Source organism: Bacillus salacetis, assembly GCF_003581585.1.
Taxonomy (GTDB): Bacteria; Bacillota; Bacilli; order Bacillales; family Bacillaceae_B; genus Rossellomorea; species Rossellomorea salacetis.
Window position 1 is genome coordinate 119,995 of record NZ_QXIR01000003.1, and the last position, 18,203, is coordinate 138,197.

Sequence of the window (18,203 nt, forward strand, 5' to 3'; positions counted from 1 at the left end):
GGTTAATTCATCACTTTGGCGCTGATATCAAGCCCTCTGACGCTGTGGGTCAGAAAACCAAGCGAAATATAGTTGATTCCCGTTTTGGCATAATCCACTATATTCTCCATCTGAATTCCTCCGGAAGCCTCCGTGATGATATGCGGTGGGACATCTTCAAGCCACTCGGCAATCTCTTCCGGAGTCCGGTTATCGAACATGATGATATCCGCTCCACATTCAATCGCTTCCCTTAGTCCTTCCCGGGTTTCGATTTCCACTTCCACTTTTACGGTGTGGCCCAGCTTGCTTTTGACTTCCTTTACTGCAGAGTCAATCGACCCTAGAAAAGATATATGATTGTCCTTCAGCATGACGGCATCATACAATCCATTACGATGATTGAAGCCGCCGCCGCATCTAACTGCATATTTTTCAAGCATCCGCAGTCCGGGAGTCGTTTTGCGTGTATCACAAACCCGCACACGATAGCTTCCCGCAAGATCGACTGCTTGTTTGGTCTGTGTCGCAATCCCGCTCATTCTCTGCACAAGGTTCAGAATTACCCTTTCTGCCTGCAGAAGATCTGCTGACGGCCCGGCAACTTCGGCAATCACTGTTCCCGCTTCAATCCCTTCACCGTCTGCAGCAAAAATTGCCACCTCGATATCCGGACTCATGATATGAAATCCGCTCCTGATGACTTCACTACCGCAGAATACCCCGGATTCTTTCGCAATGAAGTGAAATGTGCTGTGATCCTGTTCATTGAACAGAGCCTGGGAACTGAGGTCTCCCTCGCCAATGTCCTCCAGAAAAAATTGCTCAAGCATAGATTTTAGTTTTAATTTGTTCATCCAACCACATCCTCATCTCTCCGTCTTCTAATCTATGAATGATCCGCTTCTTCCTCCAAGCGGGATCCTCCTCGCGGAAGTCACTCCTGATATGTCCCCCGCGGCTCTCCGTTCTCAGGAGGGCCGCCTTGGTCACAATCATGCCGTTGATCCACATAAAGTATTTCTGGACATCCCGGGGATGGAGATTTCCCAACTCTTCTTCAAACTGAAAATCTATCGATTGAAGCCACTCCAGATGTTCCTGAAGCTTTGCTCCCTCTCTTATTATCCCTGCTGATTCCATCATCCGTGCCTGGAATTCCCCTACTTCAAATGTTTCTTTTTCCTTGGCAGTCTTTTTCATTTCCTGCTCTTCTAAAAGAATCTGCGAAGGATGTTTTCCTTGGTTATTGATCCAGGCCGCCAGTCTCTTTCCATAGACCAGCCCCTCAAGAAGCGAGTTGCTTGCAAGCCTGTTTGCTCCATGTACTCCGCTGCATGCAGCTTCCCCGATTGTAAACAGCCCTTCGACATTGGTCCTGCCGGCTGGATCAATGACAATGCCTCCCATCATAAAATGGCATCCAGGCGATACCGGAATCTTTCCAAGGGATAAATCAATGCCGTTCTGTATGCACATATCCGTGATGGAAGGAAACTTTTCCTGAAAGTTTGTGATGGAATCAATAGATAAATAGACATCTCTCCCCATCTGTCTTTGTGTAAAAATCTGCTGAGCGACTATATGTCTCGGAGCCAGTTCCCTTAACGGATGAACGCCGTCCATTATCCGCTCTCCAATATCATTGACCAACTCGGCACCTTCGCCCCTGACCGCTTCAGATATAAGACCTTTTGTCCTGCCTTCAACAAACAGAAGCGTTGGATGAAACTGGATGAACTCCGCATCCGCTATTTCGGCACCTGCCCTGAATGCAAGAGCCATTCCATCGCCGGTGACAGTCGGGTGATTGGAGGTTGAGGAATACAGGCCGCCCGTCCCTCCTGCTGCCAGCACAATATTCGGCGCCATATAGGAGCAGGCCGCCCCCGCGCGATCCAATGCCTTGACGCCAATGCATCTGCCATTCCTGTCCTGTATCAGGTCAAAAACCATCTGTTCTTCAATCCAGCAGATATTGTCTGAAAGGGTTTTCAATAAATGGTCAATTAAAAACCTGCCTGTCTGATCTCCTCCACAATGAAGAATCCGGCTCGTACTGTGTGCCCCTTCCATTCCCAGGCTTAAGGAACCATCAATCTGTCTGTCAAATGGCGCACCCTCTGACATAAGGTCCAAGATGATTTCCCGCCCTTCACTCACCAGAGCCATCACTTCTTCCTCCTGATGATGGCCTCTTCCAGCTTCCAATGTATCTTGATAATGTTTGGATATACTATCATCCTTAGCTACAGCAGCCGCTACTCCGCCCTGTGCCATGTAGGAATTGCTGCCTTTCCTGTTCCCTTTTGTGATAATCATCACATTTAAATCCGGACTTAAATTCCGTGCAGTCTGCAAGGCAGCGATCCCGCTGCCGATAATAATGACGTCTGCTCTTTTCACGTCTGACCCTCCAAATTATTTTACAGGTGTCTTGACACATATATTTACACATATTTAAACTAATGACAAGAGTTTTTTCTTATTTTGAATTTTCTAAAAGGAGTACAGCCTATGAAATACTTTGATTATGCAGCTACCACGCCTATAGATCCAGAAGCGCTGCAGGTTTACATGGAAGCCGCTTCCGGCTTTTACGGAAATACCTCGAGCCTGCATGACATCGGCGCGAAAGCAGATGGACTGCTGGAAGAGTGCCGGAAGACACTGGGGAAGATGATGGGTGTTCCTTCAGAAGGCATTTATTTTACATCAGGAGGAACGGAAGCCAACCATCTCGGCATCATTTCACTGGCGCTTGAAAACCATCAACGCGGTAAACATATCATTACTGGGACTGCTGAACATTCTTCAGTCCATTCGGCAATGGGATACCTGGAAAACCAGGGTTTCGAAATCACAAAGCTGCCTTTTGACAGAGAAGGTCTCCTTCCCCTGGATCTATTGAAAGAAGCCATTAGAAACGATACGATTCTTATATCAATTGCCCATTCAAACGGAGAAATCGGTTCCGTCCAAAATATCGAGGGTGCTGCCCGACTCATTAAAGGGAAGGGAATCCTTCTGCATTCTGATATGGTGCAGTCGTTTGGGAAAATGGAGATTGCATCAGCTGCGAGAATGGTGGACAGCCTGTCTGTTTCTTCTCATAAGATTTATGGACCTAAAGGAGTCGGGGCAGTCTATATCGATCCTAAACATTCACCCAGATCGATATTCCCTGATCAGTCACACGAAGGCGGACTCAGAGGCGGCACCGTTAACACTCCGGGTATTGCAGCGTTCGTAACTGCTGCCAATACCGCCTGCCAAAATTTTCAGTCTGTAAAATTCAAGGACTTAAGGACATGGTTTGTCAACGGGATGAAGAAGGCATTGGGGGATTCAGTTTCAATACTTGAAGCACCTGCAGAGTCGCAGATGCCGCATGTGATCGGATTATGCATAAATGGCCTCCAGGGCCAGTGGGTCATGTTAGAATGTAATAGAAGAGGGTTTGGCATCTCGACGGGAAGCGCCTGCCAGACTGGCCGGCAAGCCATCTCCAAAACGGTAAATGCTCTCGGCCTCTCTGAAGAGGAAGGAAAAGAGTTTATCCGGATATCTTTTGGAAAAGATACAACCAAAGAGGATGTTAAAGAGCTTGTACAGGCTCTTGCCGATATTGCAAATTCACATTATGGACAATAGCTTCTGTTTCAATGGAGAGGGGAAATTCTATGTCAAAAGGCAAAAAAATACTTGGAGAAGAACGAAGAAACCTGATATTAACGAAGCTCCGTGATGAAGGTGTCCCAATCACAGGAGGAGACCTGGCTAAATTCACCAACGTCAGCCGCCAGGTCATCGTCAGCGACATCACCTTGTTGAAAGCCAGGGAAGAACCGATCATCGCGACAAGCCAGGGCTACCTGTATCTGCAGCCGAAACAGCCGGAGGGCACTGTAGAAAAAACCATCGCCTGCAAACATACTCCCGACAGAACGGAAGAAGAACTGAATCTGCTGGTCGATCACGGAATCCTGGTAAAAGATGTCCGGATCGAGCACAAAGTATACGGGGACCTTACAGCTTCCATCATGGTGTCCAACCGAAGGGAAGTGAAGCAATTCCTGAATAAGATCAATGATACCAACGCTTCATACCTTTCCGAACTCACAGACGGCATCCACCTCCATACCATCTCTGCTCCGAATGAGAAGGTCATGGCCGACGCAGAAAAAGCGTTGAAAGATGCCGGGTTCCTGATTGAATCATACTCTTAGAAAGCCAAAAAGGATGCCCCTCTGCGGGTGTCCTTTTTGTTTTTGGTTTTGTATTCTATCGATGAGTTTGCTCCGTTTATCGAGCACTTTTGCGGGGCTATCACGAGTTTTGCGGTTCTATCGTCGACATTGGTATGTCTATCGACGACTTTGCCCCGTCTATCAACGACTTGCGGCATTCTATCAACGGCTTTGCCAATACTATAAAACCGATTCCATTACCTTCCGCGCGCACAAAAAAATGCTAGGCTCCAGAGCCCAGCATTTCCACCTTTTCAACAAATTCCAATTTCCTTAAGTTGCTCAGCATTTCTTCGATATCCACCTTGATATCTGCCACATTGAGGGAAAGTGTAACATTGGCCCTTCCCTGCAATGGAATGGTCTGGTGGATCGTCAAGATATTGCAGCCATTTCTGGCTACCTCCCCAAGCAAAAAGGAGAGGGTACCGGAACGGTCTTCAAGATGAAAGAACAAGGTGATGATCCGTTCCTTCACAATGGTGTGGAAAGGGAAGACCGTATCACGGTATTTATAGTAGGCGCTCCGGCTCAAATCGATGCTGCGGACCGCTTCCCAGACAGAATCGGCTTTCCCTCGTTCGATGAGCTCTTTGGCCTGCAAGGTTTTCTTCATGGCATCAGGAAGCACATCTTCCCTGACCAAATAAAACTTTTCGTCCTGTGGTTTTTTTCGCAAGACAGGTTCCCCCAATAAAAATGCTTACATCAATCCACGAAATCAAATTCGAATTCAAGCAATCTGACTGTATCGCCGTCTTTGGCTCCTCTTTCCCTGAGTGCTTCGTCGACTCCCATGGTACGCAATTGACGCGCAAATCTTTTTTGAGATTCTTCCCGGCTGAAGTCGGTCATCTTGAACAGTCTCTCTATTTTTGCACCGCTGACGACAAAAGTGCCGTCCGGTTCTCTAGTAATGATGAATTCCTGTTCTGCTTTCTCATGTTTATAAAGGACACGCTGATCTTTCGTTTCCTCGTCTTCCTCTTCAAACATGGCAAACTCAGGTGTCTCCTCTAATTTATCCGCAATGGCGAATAAAAGATCGCGCAGCCCTTGGCGTGTAACGGCAGAGATACCGAATACAGGGAAATCCTCTTCCATCTTTTCCTTGAAATTCTTGAGGTTTTCTTCAGAATCCGGCATATCCATCTTATTCGCAACAATGATTTGCGGACGCTCTGTCAAACGCAGATTATACGCTTTCAACTCTGCATTGATGGTCAGGTAATCCTCATATGGATCGCGTCCCTCAAGGCCGCTCATATCAATGACATGAACGATAACCCGGGTACGCTCGATGTGACGCAGGAATTGATGCCCCAATCCGACACCTTCATGAGCGCCTTCAATCAATCCCGGCAGGTCGGCCATGACGAAGCTGCGCCCGTCTTCCGTTTCAACCATTCCGAGGTTCGGTGCAATCGTTGTGAAATGATAATCACCGATCTTCGGCTTTGCGGCAGACACAATGGACAGCAGTGTTGATTTACCGACACTCGGGAACCCTACAAGCCCTACATCAGCCAGCAGCTTCAACTCAAGGACAACATAACGTTCCTGGCCCGGCTCTCCTTTTTCGGACAGTTCAGGAGCAGGGTTTGCAGGTGTGGCGAAGCGGGTGTTCCCTCTTCCTCCACGGCCCGCCTTGGCAATGACAGCTCTTTGCCCGTGTTCCGTTAAATCCGCAATCAATTCCCCGGTATCGTCATCTTTGACAATGGTGCCCGGCGGTACTTTGACAATCATGTCCTCTGCATTTCTGCCGTGCATGTTCTTGCTCATTCCATGTTCCCCGCGCGGTGCTTTGAAATGGCGCTGATAACGGAAATCCATTAAAGTGCGCAGCCCTTCATCCACTTCAAATACCACATCTGCACCGTTTCCGCCGTCTCCGCCTGCGGGACCACCGTTCGGTACATATTTTTCACGGCGGTAAGCAACCATTCCATTGCCTCCATCGCCGCCTTTGGTGTAAATCTTGACCTGATCGACAAACATTTATTTTCACTCCTTAAAAAAAGGGCAGGGAATCATCTTTCCCCTAAAGATTTCTGCCTCTTTGGATTATGTATTTAAACGCAGGGTCATTAAAAACCCTTCACTTTCAAGCGTATGGATGGTTACATCTTCATTTTGCTGAGCCATCCAATTCCGTAGGGTGTCCCTATCTTCTATTATCCCATTAAAATCCAATTCAAACCGTGCATCCTCCTGGGAAATATTGATGATGATGACCAAATTGTTTTCTGCATAGGCCATGACCGTTTTCTCCAAAACAGAGAAAAATCCGATGAACCACTCATATAGGCGTCCATCATCAAGTCCATGCTTTTCTGCTTGCAGAACTTCAAACTCTACCTTGATGAATTGGGTCTGCCAATTATACGTCAGCATCAGCTCAGCAAATTTCGGCAGTGTTAAGTTAGAGAGTTTTGATTCATTCTGAGCTTCTCCAACGATTTCCTCGATGATCTGTCTTGCCCTGTCCGTTCTCCCCAGGTCCATATTTCCTTTGATCAATTGTAATCTATTCATCCAGTCATGGCGGGCATGCCTGAGTGCCTCAACCAGGTTCCATTCATTCTTCATCAAAAAACTCCCTACAAAAATTCGGACTTTTCTTACTTGTAGTATATCAGAAAAGATTGGAAGAACGAAAAAATATTCCTGTGAAAAAGACGAAAATCGACATAGGAACCGGGACAGCGGTATAAAACAAGAAAACTCTAACCGAATACACGGTTAGAGTTTTCCTTAAAAAGCATTATGCTTCTTTAACTACAGGGTATACGCTGACTTTTTTCTTGTCACGGCCCATACGCTCGAAACGTACGATTCCGTCAACTTTAGCGAATAAAGTATCGTCACCGCCGCGTCCAACGTTAACTCCCGGGTAAATTTTAGTACCGCGTTGACGGTATAAAATAGATCCGCCAGTAACCTCTTGACCATCAGCACGTTTTGCACCAAGACGTTTAGAGATTGAGTCACGACCGTTTTTAGTCGAACCTACCCCTTTCTTCGATGCGAAAAATTGAAGATCTAATCTTAACATGTGTTCCACCTCCTACGCTTTGAAGGTTATTTTTATAAATTTACTATATTCACGTTCTATCGTCTGTAAAGAGACAATCATCCCTTGTAAGAGAAGCTGGACCTTTTCATCCGTTTCTTCCGGCAGGTCCGCCGGAAATTCACAGTGAAGGTAACCGCCATCAGGCGATTGGTCAATCACGGGTTCGACCCCGGTCAGTGACATGACCGCATTAACGGCACCAAAAGATACAGCAGATGCTCCGGCACAAACAATATCTTGACCATTCTGCGCAAAATTTGCGTGACCATCCATGGAAAAAGAGGAAACCCTTCCTCCAGGATCTTTAGTGAAGTAAACATTAATCATCTTTCAAGCGCCTTATGCGTTGATTGAGTCAATCGTTACTTTAGTGTAAGGTTGACGATGACCTTGCTTACGACGGTAGTTTTTCTTAGGCTTGTATTTGAAAACGACTAATTTCTTAGCGCGGCCTTGTTTTTCAACTTTAGCTGTAACAGTAGCTCCATCAACTAATGGGCTTCCTACTTTTACATCGTCGCCACCTACGAAAAGTACTTTGTCAAAAGTAACTGTTTCGCCTTCGTTTCCTGCAAGCTTTTCAATGTAGATGGATTGTCCTTTTTCTACTTTGATTTGCTTTCCGCCAGTTTCGATAATTGCGTACATGAATGGCACCTCCTTATAAACTCAGACTCGCCAAGTACAGGCGTCTTGTTTTGCAACAAAAGCTTATTGCCTGATTTGAGCGGTTGTAGCACGGGTGCTACAAAAACTATAACATAAGAATCCTATCACAAATCAGAGATTGGTGTCAACAGCTTTTATCAGAATTATAATGGTATAAAACATTACTTAACAATAGTGTTAAAAGTTTCTTGATCTCCGCTTCAGATGCTCGACTCCGCGGGGCGGGCGGTGAATTAAAAAGCGGAAGCGGCCGCTCAGCGCCGTACGGATTGGAGATCTCCTGCTTGAGATAAAGGAAACACGGCAAGCGAAGCGAGCCGATGTTGACTTATCCTAAGGAAGGAGACCGAAATCCGCTGTGCGCTGGCCGCTGGAACTGGATGGGCCTCCTCGGCTTCGCCTGCGGGTTTGCGTTCCAGTTGGTACGTAACCTTGGTCTCAAGCTGTCCCGCCTTTCCCGCAGGAGGTCGAGCACCTCCCGCTCCGGTCAAAAAACAACAATGTTGCAGCTGCCGCCAATATATAATCAAAAACATTCATCTACTTTCCAATCTTTTGATTTTATAGAATGGATGGCAGTCTTTGGCTGTCTGGAATTCGATTTTCTTGTTGATCGCTTTCTCCATTTCTTTTAGGTAATGCGAGCTTTCTCCCTTGAAGGCCGTCTGGACGTCTTCTGTGGCTTGTATGATGACTTTATCTTCGACGGCGGGGGAAAGTTCTTGGAGTTCCCTTTCTAGCTTGTATGCGAGTGATTCGGCGCTTTGGACGATTCCATATCCGCTGCAAACAGGGCATTCACTGCTGATGTATTCGAGCAGCGGCTGCTTTGTTTTTTTTCTGGTGAGCTGAAGGATGCCCAACTCGGTGAAGCCGACGATGGTCGTCCTCTTGCCATCTTCCTTCAATCCTTCTTTAAGGACCTGGATGATGTCAGAATGGTGCTGTTCACTCTTCATTTCAATGAAATCGATCAGAATGATGCCGGAGAGATTCCGGATTTTCAACTGACGGGCTATTTCTTTTGCTGCCATTTCATTCGTCCTGAACACCGTTTGGGATAAGTCTTTCTTCCCTGTGAACTTTCCAGTGTTAACATCGATGACTGTCAATGCTTCCGTGGGCTCGATGACGATCGTTGCTCCATTTTCCAGCCAGACGACTTTTCTCATTGCCTTCTCAATCTGTGCATCCACACGGTATCTGCTGAAAATATTTTCGCTGCCCTGAAAATGGATCACCTCTCCGATCAGGGATGCCCCGTTCTTTTGTAAATAGTCCTGGAATTCATTTTTCCATGTGAAGTCATCGATGATAAGCTCCGCTTGTTTTATCTTTTTCATTTCTTCAAGGATATCTTCTTTCATGACATCCCGGCGATGAAGCAGTGCAGGATTTTTTTTACTCAGAGACAAGCTGTGAATATCTTGATATTGCTTTCTCAATTCCAGGAACTGTTCCTTAATACTTTCTTCTGATTCCAGAAGGGCCGCTGTCCTGAAAAGGATGCCTTCCTGTTCCTCTTTCATCCTTGAACCAAAGCGCCTCCATTTTTTCTTCTGCTCCTCACTCGAAGCTTTCTTTGAAACGGCTACATATCTGCCTTCGGGAAGGAATACAATCGATCTACCTTTTATTTCGACAATCCCTGTGAGCCTGGGGCCTTTGGTTCCGGTAGGGTCCTTTTTCACCTGAACAAGCAGTTTCTGCCCTTGATGAAGCAGCCTGCTTATTACTGCGGTCATTCTTTCATTTTCATCCAGTGCCAGGAATCCCGGCAGATCATCTATATGCAAAAAACCGTTTTTACCTTCTCCGATATTGATAAAAGCGGCATTGAGACCTTTTTCGACTTTGTCGACCCTGCCTAAGTAAATGTTTCCGGCAATCGATTCTTTCTCAGGCTGATAGACATGAAAGCTCTCCATTATTCCCTCACGCAGCCGGGCCCATCTCTTTTCCCTGCCCAGTGCATTCACAATGATCCTATCCATTAAAACCTCCTCTTTCCACCGTACAAATAGAATAAGGCTAACACCTTCGTTAGCCTTTTCATCATAATACGCAGCAGCTTCCTTACGCAAACGATTCAATATAAATACAGCAGGTCATGTGACTTGGCTGTAGTCATCTTTTCTGTAAAATAAGCATGCAGGACTTCATTTTCATCCAGCTTCCCTGCTTCTTTCCCATCCACATAAACGATCACCGGATGCTTGAAGCCCCTGTGAAACCGCTCCAGGATTGAATAAATCGTTTCATCCCCGTTAATTTCCAGAGGCTTCAATTCCCGTACACTGCCTCCCTTTCCGTAATACCGCTCCAGTAAAAACCTCATGAAAGTGAATTTTCTCTGTTTCCATTCGGTCCATAGTGAAAAGTAAAGGAAAGACAAAATGATCCAAAGATTAAGGTGGAATGGGACCGTCAGGAGAACGACGGCATGAAACAACAGGAGCGCGGCAAGAGAGAGAATCAGCGTCCATTGATAGGCTGCGATGAACCTTAACTTGTATCCCAGGAGGATGGAGAGCAATTTCCCCCCATCCAGCGGCCAGATCGGAAGAAGGTTGAATAACAGGACCATCAGATTCAATTGAATGAACAGCTCAAAATGATGGAGGGAGAATATTCCGGCTGCATGCAGTAATTTCGCGCCTCCCATAAGCCAGAGATGCTGCAGGGGTCCGCCGGCCACGACCAGCAGTTCTTCCTTCAGAGGCCTGTTTCCGTGTTCATCCATTTCTGCCACACCGCCAAAGGGCAGCAGGGAAATCCGCTTAATTCTCCAAGAAAAAACATGGGCCGTGACCCCATGTCCCAACTCATGTATAAAGATTATGATAAAAAGCATGATCAACTCTGTAAAATGGGCGGTCAGGATCGCAAGACCGGCTGCCGCCCAGAGCAGCGGATGAATGTGTATCTTCTTCAGCAGCTTGATGAATTCACTCAAATGTTATCACCTGGATCGGATCTATAAATGTATCTTCTTTTTTGATCGCAAAATAAAATTCACCGGTTGCTGTATCTTCTTCATCTGTTACGGTTCCTACAGAATCGCCGGCTACAACTTTTTCATATTGGGTAACTTCAATGGTGTTAAGGCTGCCATACCAGGATTCCGATTTATCATCATGCTGGATGATGACAGTCTGCCCAAGCTCGTCTTTTTTTCCCGCAAAGATGACCAGTCCGCCTTTCATGGCTTCGACCTTTGCTCCTTTTCCTGTTTGAACCATGATTCCCTGCCCATTGCTTTTGAAATTCTCCACAACCTTGCCGGAAGCAGGCAGAGCATACTCTGCTGTCTCGGTCTTTCCAGCCTCCCCGGCATCATTTCCTTTTGGCAGCAATGCAAGCGGCTTGCCGAATTGATCCTCATACCATGTGGAAACCGCCGCAAACTGAAACTCGCTTGTCATGGTTTTCTCTGCAAACGAACGCGCCTTATCAAAGCCTGGCACCTGATTCTGAAATAAGATTGCCATACATAGGACAAGGACGCTCGCCCCAAGTATCTTCAGAATAAAAAACTCTTTACTGAAAAGTGGATGGCCGCCTTCCGATGGACCTCCCTCATAAGAAGAGAAACGTTCTCCGCCATACCTTTCTTCATCAGCAGGCAGCAGCATATTCCTTGAAAGCGATGATGAGGAGGTGTTATTGCTCATTCGTTTTCTTCTGGCTATCCGTTTTCTGATTTCGTCCGCTCGATTCCCCATAATACCATTCCCCTTTTTGTATGCCGGAACGCGTACACACAGAAGACTGTGAAGACCGGTTGATAATGCAGCCCCTTATTCCTGTTTCAAGTACAAGTCCCTTTTGGTTCAATGTATGACTTGTCCTTTGGAATTATGTCTCTGTATCTTAATATGGGTTTTCCCAGCAGGGACCGAGCTGCGGGGGAATAGATGCTGTTTTCATGAATTCACTCAGCGGTCCATGCTTTCTGGATGACCTATATTATTTCTTTCAAAAGGCTGTTTTCGCATATTTTGTTGTTTTCGGATAAATCCCAGGTGCCGGATTTACTCTCGAAAATGAACGAGCAGGTCTTTTCTTCCCTGCTCACCGGGGATTTTACGACGATTTACCAGGACAATATTTTTATAGTGAATAGCAGCAAAGTTTACGAAAAGAGCCTTTTAAAAAATGATTCTGATATTCCCGCTTCCCAGCGGCCGGCTGCATTTTCTCCAGCATTTATTTGATGATGCCCGCTCGAAAAGCGGCCGGCTCTTTCTATCAAAGATTCATTTAATGCCGTTCGCAGGCAAGGGGACAGATTTTCACTGGCTCCCAAACATCTTCCCCGCTTTATAAACACAAAAAAACCGGACTGCAGCAGCAGACCGGCCTGGCACATCCATTAAGCTTTAACACCGAAGAATTTCTTGATTTTTGTAAAAACACCCTGCTTGTCATCTTCCAGGGATTGAAGAGGAACGGATTCCCCAAGGATCCTGCGGGCGATATTGCGATAGGCAATGGCCGCTTTGCTGCTGGGATCCATGGCGATTGGCTCCCCTCTGTTAGAGGATTTGATGACATTGTCATCGTCTGCAACTATGCCGATCAGGTCGATGGAAAGATGGGTAGTGATTTCATCAACATCAAGCATTTCCCCGCTTTTCATCATGTGAGTCCTGATCCGGTTGATGATCAGCTTAGGCGGTTCAATATCTTCTTTTTCAAGCAGGCCGATGATACGGTCTGCATCCCTGACAGCCGATATTTCAGGGGTCGTCACAACGAGGGCCCTGTCGGCACCCGCCACAGCATTTTTATATCCCTGCTCAATACCTGCAGGGCAGTCGATGATGATATAATCATAGTCCTGCTTTAAGGTGTCGATCAGTTTTTTCATCTGCTCGGGAGTAACTGCGGATTTGTCGCTGGTCTGTGCTGCCGGAAGCAGGAATAACTTATCATCGAAGCGTTTATCTTTTACAAGAGCCTGATGGATTTTGCATCGTTCCTCCACGACATCCACCAAATCGTAAATGATACGGTTTTCCAATCCCATTACAACATCAAGGTTCCGAAGGCCGATATCGGTATCCACTAAACAGACTTTTTTACCTTGCAGTGCTAATGCCGTACCAACATTTGCCGAAGTAGTCGTTTTTCCTACCCCGCCTTTACCTGAAGTGATTACTATTGCTTCACCCACATTAGCGTCCCCCTTTAAAACTTGTAATATTTGGTCTAAGATGCTTTAAAACTTGTAATCTGTCTATCACGATTTGATTTGATTCATCTATGTAAGCGCACTCCATTTCGTGTCCCTCTTCTTTGTCAAAATGATCCGGAGCCCTGTTGAGGCAATCGGCTATCCGCAGCTGGGAAGGAGTCATCTGCGAAGCCACGATGACGGCTTCCTGGCTTCCTGTGTACCCGGCATGCGCAATTCCTTTTAGTGCTCCCAGGATATAAAGGTTACCAGCAGCCTTTACCGTTCCTCCCGGGTTAACGTCCCCGATGATCAGCAAATCTCCTGGAACTTCCACCACCTGGCCGGATCGTATGACACCGGCGATGGTATGGATTTCACCTTCTTCTTTCATCTTCAGTGCTTCTTCATTCGTTACTACGTTGCTGCCAATCTCGTGAACTGACAAATTGCGCTTTTCAGTGACAATTTGCTCAAGCTCCTCCTTCTGCAGTGCAGTCAAATATCTATTTCCAGCTTGTATTTTGACGGTGATGAGAGGAGTGCCTTCAGTTTGACGATATTGGGCTGACAGCTTATCCTTCAATTCTTTCTTCAGTTCTTCGTATGAGCACTGATCATTCAGGTGAAGGGTAAGTCCGTCTTTTGTCCCTTTTATCATTACATTTTGCCTGTTTTTCATGTCGGAAATATTCACCTCAGTCGTCATTTAATTCGACAAATGCATGCCTGTTTCCTTTTTTTGAAACATGCTTTTTCATATTTATATTAAGGATAGGATGTGAGGTGAAAGAAATAGCTGGATTTTGTATTTCCGCCTGACTCCTTACCTGCCGAGATCAGCCGGCCCGCCGATTTCGCCCTAGGCAGGGTCAGCCGTTCTCAGTCTTCCTGTCTTTCCTTTTGCAGCCTCAAGAGCAGGGTTTTCAAAGGATAGGATACGATGATCAAAAAGGCTGCGTTCAGAACAAGGGTCGGCCACAGCCGCAAGTCTGCAAACACAGCGATCGCCCAGTCGGTCTTCCCGATAAGCAAGTTTATTTGGTAGACGAGAAATTCAAGGATCGACAAATTCACTAAAATGACAATGCCTGTGACAATCAAATTGCTGTGCAGCACTTTCATTATCCTCGAAGTAATGAACGTGACAAAAGGGAATATGAATAAATAGACGCCAAGGACTTCTGTGAAAAAAGAATCATACAGGAATCCGAATATAAACCCATAAAGGACTGCCGTCTTATTATGGTAATAAACGCTCATAAGCAAAATGAAAATGATCAGGAAATGCGGTACAAGCACCCTGTCACTATTGATACCCCCCATCGGGAGGTAGGTGACAAATACGCTTGATCCATAAAAACAGATTAAAGCAATCAGCGGAAGGAGAAATTTCTTCATTCCTCACCCTCCGCTTCTGCCGGCTCCTCCAGATCGATGCTCACTTTGCTTCTGTCCACCACAATCACGTGTTCCAGATGGTACATATCAGCTATCGGTTCTACATAAGCGGTTTGTGTCAGTCCATATTGATCAGGTACAATTTCCTTCACTTCACCTATCGGCAGCCCTTTAGGGAAGACTCCGCCAAGACCAGAGGTGATCACTTTGGAGCCTTTCTCCACCTTCATGTCGTTAGGGATGCGTTTAACGAGCAGCTGATCCCTCTCCATGTCGTACCCTTCAATGGAGCCTATTACATTTTCTTCTCCCTGTATCAGGGCGGAAATCCGGTTGTTGGGGTTTTTATTACTGAGCAGTTCGATGGTGGAGGAGAACTGCTTCACGCTTTTCACCTTCCCAATCAAACCTTGTGAGGTAATGACAGCCATATTGGCCTGCACTCCCTGCACCTTCCCTTTATCAATGACAAGCAGGTCATCCCACTGGCTTGGGTTCCTCGCAATGACGGTGGCCTGTACTGGGTTGAAATCCCGCAGGTTCTCCTGTTTATCAAGGATACTGCGAAGTTCATCATTATCCTTTTCCAGGTCCTTCACCATTGTTTCCAATTTCACAAGCTCTTCCAGACGGGATTTCAGCTTTTTATTTTCAGTATAAGTATTTTGCAGATCTTTAACATTTTCAACGAATCCGGCGACGGCACCAACCGGTTTGGATACAAGGGATTGCCCAAATCCGACAATATCTCCAACAAACTGTTCAGGCCAGGATATATTTTCCCTCTCGCGAACAGAATACCCTATCAATGCCACCAGCACGATGATGCTGACAAGTAGGATGATCAATCGTTTATTCAAAAAAAAGCGGGGCATGTAAGACACCTCTATCTTTTACACTTATTTTCTCTCCTGCTGTTATATAAATAGTCACTCACCAAGTACACTTCTTAATCTACCACTTTTCTTATGAAGGAAAAAGAGGCATTTTTAAAAAGCCGATTCCTTCGACCGGATAGATTTACCATTCAACACAAACAAGAAGGGACTGCCCACGATACCTTCCAATGAGTGCAGCCCCATCTTAATCAATCAAGTACTATTATTTCTTATTTTTAAACAAGTCGATATGGTCCAGAGCTTTTCCTGTACCGATTGCCACACAATCAAGCGGGTTCTCTGCAATCAGGACAGGCATTTTTGTTTCATCGCTGATAATCTTATCCAGGTTGCGGAGCAATGCGCCTCCACCTGTAAGAACTATTCCCCTGTCCATGATATCCGCCGCCAGTTCCGGTGGAGTCTTTTCAAGCGTGCTCTTCACTGCGTCTACGATGGAATACACTGTATCCCTCAAAGCTGCGGCAATTTCTTCTGCCGTGATTTCAATCGTTTTCGGAAGCCCTGTCAACAGGTCCCGTCCGCGGATGTCAAGTGTATCAACACCATCCGAGTCCCCTGCAGAACCGATTTCCACTTTGATCGTTTCAGCTGTCCGGTCACCGATCATAAGGTTGTACGTTTTCCGGATGTAATTAATGATCGCTTCATCCATTTCATCCCCGGCAACCCGGATGGACTGGCTCGTCACGATGCCTCCAAGCGAAATGATGGCAACCTCCGTCGTTCCGCCTCCAATATCGACGACCATGCTTCCAGTGGGTTCCCATACAGGAAGATTTGCACCGATTGCCGCAGCAAACGGTTCTTCGATCGTATAGGCATCCCTTGCACCAGCCTGGCGGGTCGCGTCAATAACTGCACGCTCTTCCACCGCTGTAATGCCTGATGGGACACAAATCATTACATAAGGCTTGCGGGAAAACGAACCTTTTCCATTTGTAGCCTGCTTTATGTAATATTTCATCATCGTAGCAGTTGTTTCATAGTCAGCAATGACACCGTCTTTCATCGGGCGGAGCGCCACTACATTTCCCGGTGTCCTTCCGATCATATTCTTAGCATCGTTCCCTACGGCGACGATCTGCTTCGAATCGGTCTGCAAAGCAACCACCGATGGCTCGCGAACGACAATCCCTTTTCCTTTTACATATACAAGTGTGTTAGCCGTTCCTAAATCTATACCAAGATCCTTTGTACCAAACATTAATTGTATCTCCCTTTCTAATACGGAATGGGTCCATTCCAATCTATATAAGATCTTTCCCTATATGTCTATCTTCCAAAAATCACAAACAATATTATAGCCTAACCGTCATGAAAAACAAAGTCTCATAAGTATCCTTTTTCCTTCAAGCTCACATATTTCTTCTCACCGATTATCAAGTGGTCAAGCACTTCGATCCCAATGATTTTCCCGCATTCGACCAGCCTCTTCGTCACTTCTATGTCCTCACGGCTCGGCGTAGGGTCCCCTGATGGGTGATTGTGGATGCAAATGATGGATGCGGCCGACCTCCTGAAAGCTTCCTTGAACACTTCACGGGGATGAACAATCGATGCATTCAGACTGCCGATGAAGATGGTCTGCTTATGAAGCACCTGATTCTTGGTGTTAAGGTAAAGACAGACAAAATGCTCCTGTGAAAGGAATCTCATATCATTCATCACATAGTTGGCCCCGTCTTCAGGTGAACGGATCGAGTATCGATCATCATAAGCAAGGTTGCTTATCCTGCGGCCGATTTCCACCGCAGCCATGATCTGGACCGCTTTCGCATGGCCGATCCCATTGATATTGGTGATTTCCTCGAGGGATGCTTCCTTCAAAAGCCTGAAGCCTTCAAACGTCGTCAGGACCCTGTTGGATAATTGCAGGACAGACTCCGATTTCGTGCCTGTCCTTAAAATGATCGCCAGCAGTTCCTGGTTCGAAAGGCTCGATGCCCCATTCTGAACCATCCGTTCACGCGGCCGTTCATCAGTTGGATAATCTCTGATCATCAGTTTTGTTTCAGTCAAATATGCTTACCTCCCAATTATAACGCATGGGAGGAAAAAGAGTGTAAATATGCTATGGGTGGTAGCCCATCTCTTTCAGGCTTCGGTATACATGGGAAACCGGCAGCCCTACAACTGAAAAATAATCACCGCTGATTTCTTTCACGAGGAAGGCGCCAAGCCCCTGTATCCCGTAACCGCCTGCTTTATCAAGCGGTTCGCCGGAAGCCGCATACATATCTATTTCCTCTTCTGTCAGCTCCCAAAACGTTACTTCCGTTTTTTTGTAAAACATTTTTTCGGTTTGGTCTTTTACGATGGCAACGCCTGTGTAAACAAAGTGGGTTTTTCCTGAAAGCATGCGCAGCATTTCTTTTGCGTGGTCTGAATCTGAAGGTTTTCCCAGGATTTCGCCATTGAATACAACGACGGTGTCAGATCCAATGACAAATGATCCGGGGTTTTCTGCGGCAATGGACACAGCCTTCCGTTCAGCCAGTTCCATTACCACTTCATCGGGCGGCAGATCTTGTGAAAAAGATTCGTCAGCATTGCTGACTTCAATGGAAAAAGATAGATGGATTTGTTGTAGAAGTTCTTTTCTGCGGGGGGAACCTGAAGCTAATATGAGGTTTGGCAATTCATACACCTTTCCCTTCTTCCGTAAGATTGGGAGATACACCTCAATCGTACCAAATAGTCGCCCCATTAACAACATATAACTAAAGTGGAAGCGCCCTGTGCAG

The 18,203-nt window shown here is 46.2% G+C and carries 21 protein-coding genes and 1 other annotated feature; of the genes, 2 read left to right on the forward strand and 19 right to left on the reverse strand.

Annotation, left to right across the window (positions count from 1 at the left end; genetic code table 11):
• Positions 1-2: 2 nt before the first annotated feature.
• Positions 3-836, reverse strand: coding sequence for a carboxylating nicotinate-nucleotide diphosphorylase (gene nadC / locus D3H55_RS03660; protein WP_119545558.1), 834 nt, complete (start codon positions 834-836; stop codon positions 3-5).
• Positions 805-2,385: an L-aspartate oxidase gene (gene nadB / locus D3H55_RS03665; protein ID WP_119545559.1), complete on the reverse strand. Its 1,581-nt coding sequence runs from the start codon at positions 2,383-2,385 to the stop codon at positions 805-807. Before nadB ends, nadC begins: the two co-directional genes overlap by 32 nt.
• Before the next feature lie 111 nt (positions 2,386-2,496).
• Here nadB and D3H55_RS03670 point away from each other — a divergent pair, with 111 nt between their 5' ends.
• Together D3H55_RS03670 and D3H55_RS03675 are read left to right on the forward strand one after the other, a co-directional pair.
• Positions 2,497-3,633 carry an IscS subfamily cysteine desulfurase gene (locus D3H55_RS03670; protein ID WP_119545560.1) on the forward strand — a complete coding sequence of 379 codons (1,137 nt, stop codon included), beginning with the start codon at positions 2,497-2,499 and terminating at the stop codon, positions 3,631-3,633.
• Between the two features lie 29 nt (positions 3,634-3,662).
• Complete coding sequence (locus tag D3H55_RS03675; protein ID WP_119545561.1) at positions 3,663-4,208, forward strand: transcription repressor NadR; 546 nt, start codon at positions 3,663-3,665, stop codon at positions 4,206-4,208.
• Here D3H55_RS03675 and D3H55_RS23995 read toward each other — a convergent pair.
• The 17 genes from D3H55_RS23995 to D3H55_RS03760 all read right to left on the reverse strand — a co-directional run bounded on the left by D3H55_RS23995 (position 4,205) and on the right by D3H55_RS03760 (position 18,097).
• The gene (locus D3H55_RS23995; RefSeq protein WP_168412948.1) at positions 4,205-4,387 is read right to left on the reverse strand and encodes a hypothetical protein; all 183 of its coding nucleotides are present in this window, start codon (positions 4,385-4,387) and stop codon (positions 4,205-4,207) included. The genes D3H55_RS03675 and D3H55_RS23995 overlap by 4 nt on opposite strands.
• A 65-nt stretch (positions 4,388-4,452) precedes the next feature.
• Positions 4,453-4,908 (reverse strand): ACT domain-containing protein, encoded by a 456-nt coding sequence (locus D3H55_RS03680; RefSeq protein ID WP_119545562.1) that lies wholly within the window; start codon positions 4,906-4,908, stop codon positions 4,453-4,455.
• A gap of 29 nt (positions 4,909-4,937) precedes the next feature.
• Complete coding sequence (obgE, locus tag D3H55_RS03685) at positions 4,938-6,230, reverse strand: GTPase ObgE (protein WP_119545563.1); 1,293 nt, start codon at positions 6,228-6,230, stop codon at positions 4,938-4,940.
• Between the two features lie 66 nt (positions 6,231-6,296).
• The gene (locus D3H55_RS03690) at positions 6,297-6,821 is read right to left on the reverse strand and encodes a Spo0B C-terminal domain-containing protein (RefSeq protein WP_119545564.1); all 525 of its coding nucleotides are present in this window, start codon (positions 6,819-6,821) and stop codon (positions 6,297-6,299) included.
• Between the two features lie 175 nt (positions 6,822-6,996).
• On the reverse strand, positions 6,997-7,287 hold the full coding sequence (rpmA, locus tag D3H55_RS03695) for a 50S ribosomal protein L27 (protein ID WP_113930151.1): 291 nt from the start codon (positions 7,285-7,287) through the stop codon (positions 6,997-6,999).
• Between the two features lie 12 nt (positions 7,288-7,299).
• On the reverse strand, positions 7,300-7,635 hold the full coding sequence (locus D3H55_RS03700; protein ID WP_119545565.1) for a ribosomal-processing cysteine protease Prp: 336 nt from the start codon (positions 7,633-7,635) through the stop codon (positions 7,300-7,302).
• A 12-nt stretch (positions 7,636-7,647) separates the two neighbouring features.
• Positions 7,648-7,956, reverse strand: a complete 309-nt coding sequence (gene rplU / locus D3H55_RS03705) for a 50S ribosomal protein L21 (RefSeq protein ID WP_119545566.1) — start codon at positions 7,954-7,956, stop codon at positions 7,648-7,650.
• 13 nt (positions 7,957-7,969) lie between these two features.
• Positions 7,970-8,051: a sequence feature (ribosomal protein L21 leader region), on the reverse strand.
• Between the two features lie 462 nt (positions 8,052-8,513).
• The gene (locus D3H55_RS03715; RefSeq protein WP_119545567.1) at positions 8,514-9,971 is read right to left on the reverse strand and encodes an Rne/Rng family ribonuclease; all 1,458 of its coding nucleotides are present in this window, start codon (positions 9,969-9,971) and stop codon (positions 8,514-8,516) included.
• A gap of 95 nt (positions 9,972-10,066) precedes the next feature.
• On the reverse strand, positions 10,067-10,933 hold the full coding sequence (locus tag D3H55_RS03720) for a M50 family metallopeptidase (protein ID WP_119545568.1): 867 nt from the start codon (positions 10,931-10,933) through the stop codon (positions 10,067-10,069).
• Complete coding sequence (locus tag D3H55_RS03725) at positions 10,926-11,702, reverse strand: M23 family metallopeptidase (protein WP_119545569.1); 777 nt, start codon at positions 11,700-11,702, stop codon at positions 10,926-10,928. Before D3H55_RS03725 ends, D3H55_RS03720 begins: the two co-directional genes overlap by 8 nt.
• A gap of 650 nt (positions 11,703-12,352) precedes the next feature.
• The gene (gene minD, locus D3H55_RS03730; RefSeq protein ID WP_119545570.1) at positions 12,353-13,156 is read right to left on the reverse strand and encodes a septum site-determining protein MinD; all 804 of its coding nucleotides are present in this window, start codon (positions 13,154-13,156) and stop codon (positions 12,353-12,355) included.
• 1 nt (position 13,157) lies between these two features.
• On the reverse strand, positions 13,158-13,838 hold the full coding sequence (minC, locus tag D3H55_RS03735; protein ID WP_119545571.1) for a septum site-determining protein MinC: 681 nt from the start codon (positions 13,836-13,838) through the stop codon (positions 13,158-13,160).
• A gap of 200 nt (positions 13,839-14,038) precedes the next feature.
• Positions 14,039-14,557 carry a rod shape-determining protein MreD gene (mreD, locus tag D3H55_RS03740; protein WP_119545572.1) on the reverse strand — a complete coding sequence of 173 codons (519 nt, stop codon included), beginning with the start codon at positions 14,555-14,557 and terminating at the stop codon, positions 14,039-14,041.
• Positions 14,554-15,432, reverse strand: coding sequence for a rod shape-determining protein MreC (gene mreC, locus D3H55_RS03745; RefSeq protein WP_119545573.1), 879 nt, complete (start codon positions 15,430-15,432; stop codon positions 14,554-14,556). Before mreC ends, mreD begins: the two co-directional genes overlap by 4 nt.
• A 226-nt stretch (positions 15,433-15,658) precedes the next feature.
• Positions 15,659-16,663, reverse strand: a complete 1,005-nt coding sequence (locus D3H55_RS03750) for a rod shape-determining protein (protein WP_119545574.1) — start codon at positions 16,661-16,663, stop codon at positions 15,659-15,661.
• Between the two features lie 125 nt (positions 16,664-16,788).
• Positions 16,789-17,460, reverse strand: a complete 672-nt coding sequence (radC, locus tag D3H55_RS03755; protein ID WP_119545648.1) for a RadC family protein — start codon at positions 17,458-17,460, stop codon at positions 16,789-16,791.
• A 70-nt stretch (positions 17,461-17,530) separates the two neighbouring features.
• The gene (locus D3H55_RS03760; RefSeq protein WP_119545649.1) at positions 17,531-18,097 is read right to left on the reverse strand and encodes a Maf family protein; all 567 of its coding nucleotides are present in this window, start codon (positions 18,095-18,097) and stop codon (positions 17,531-17,533) included.
• Positions 18,098-18,203: the final 106 nt, after the last annotated feature.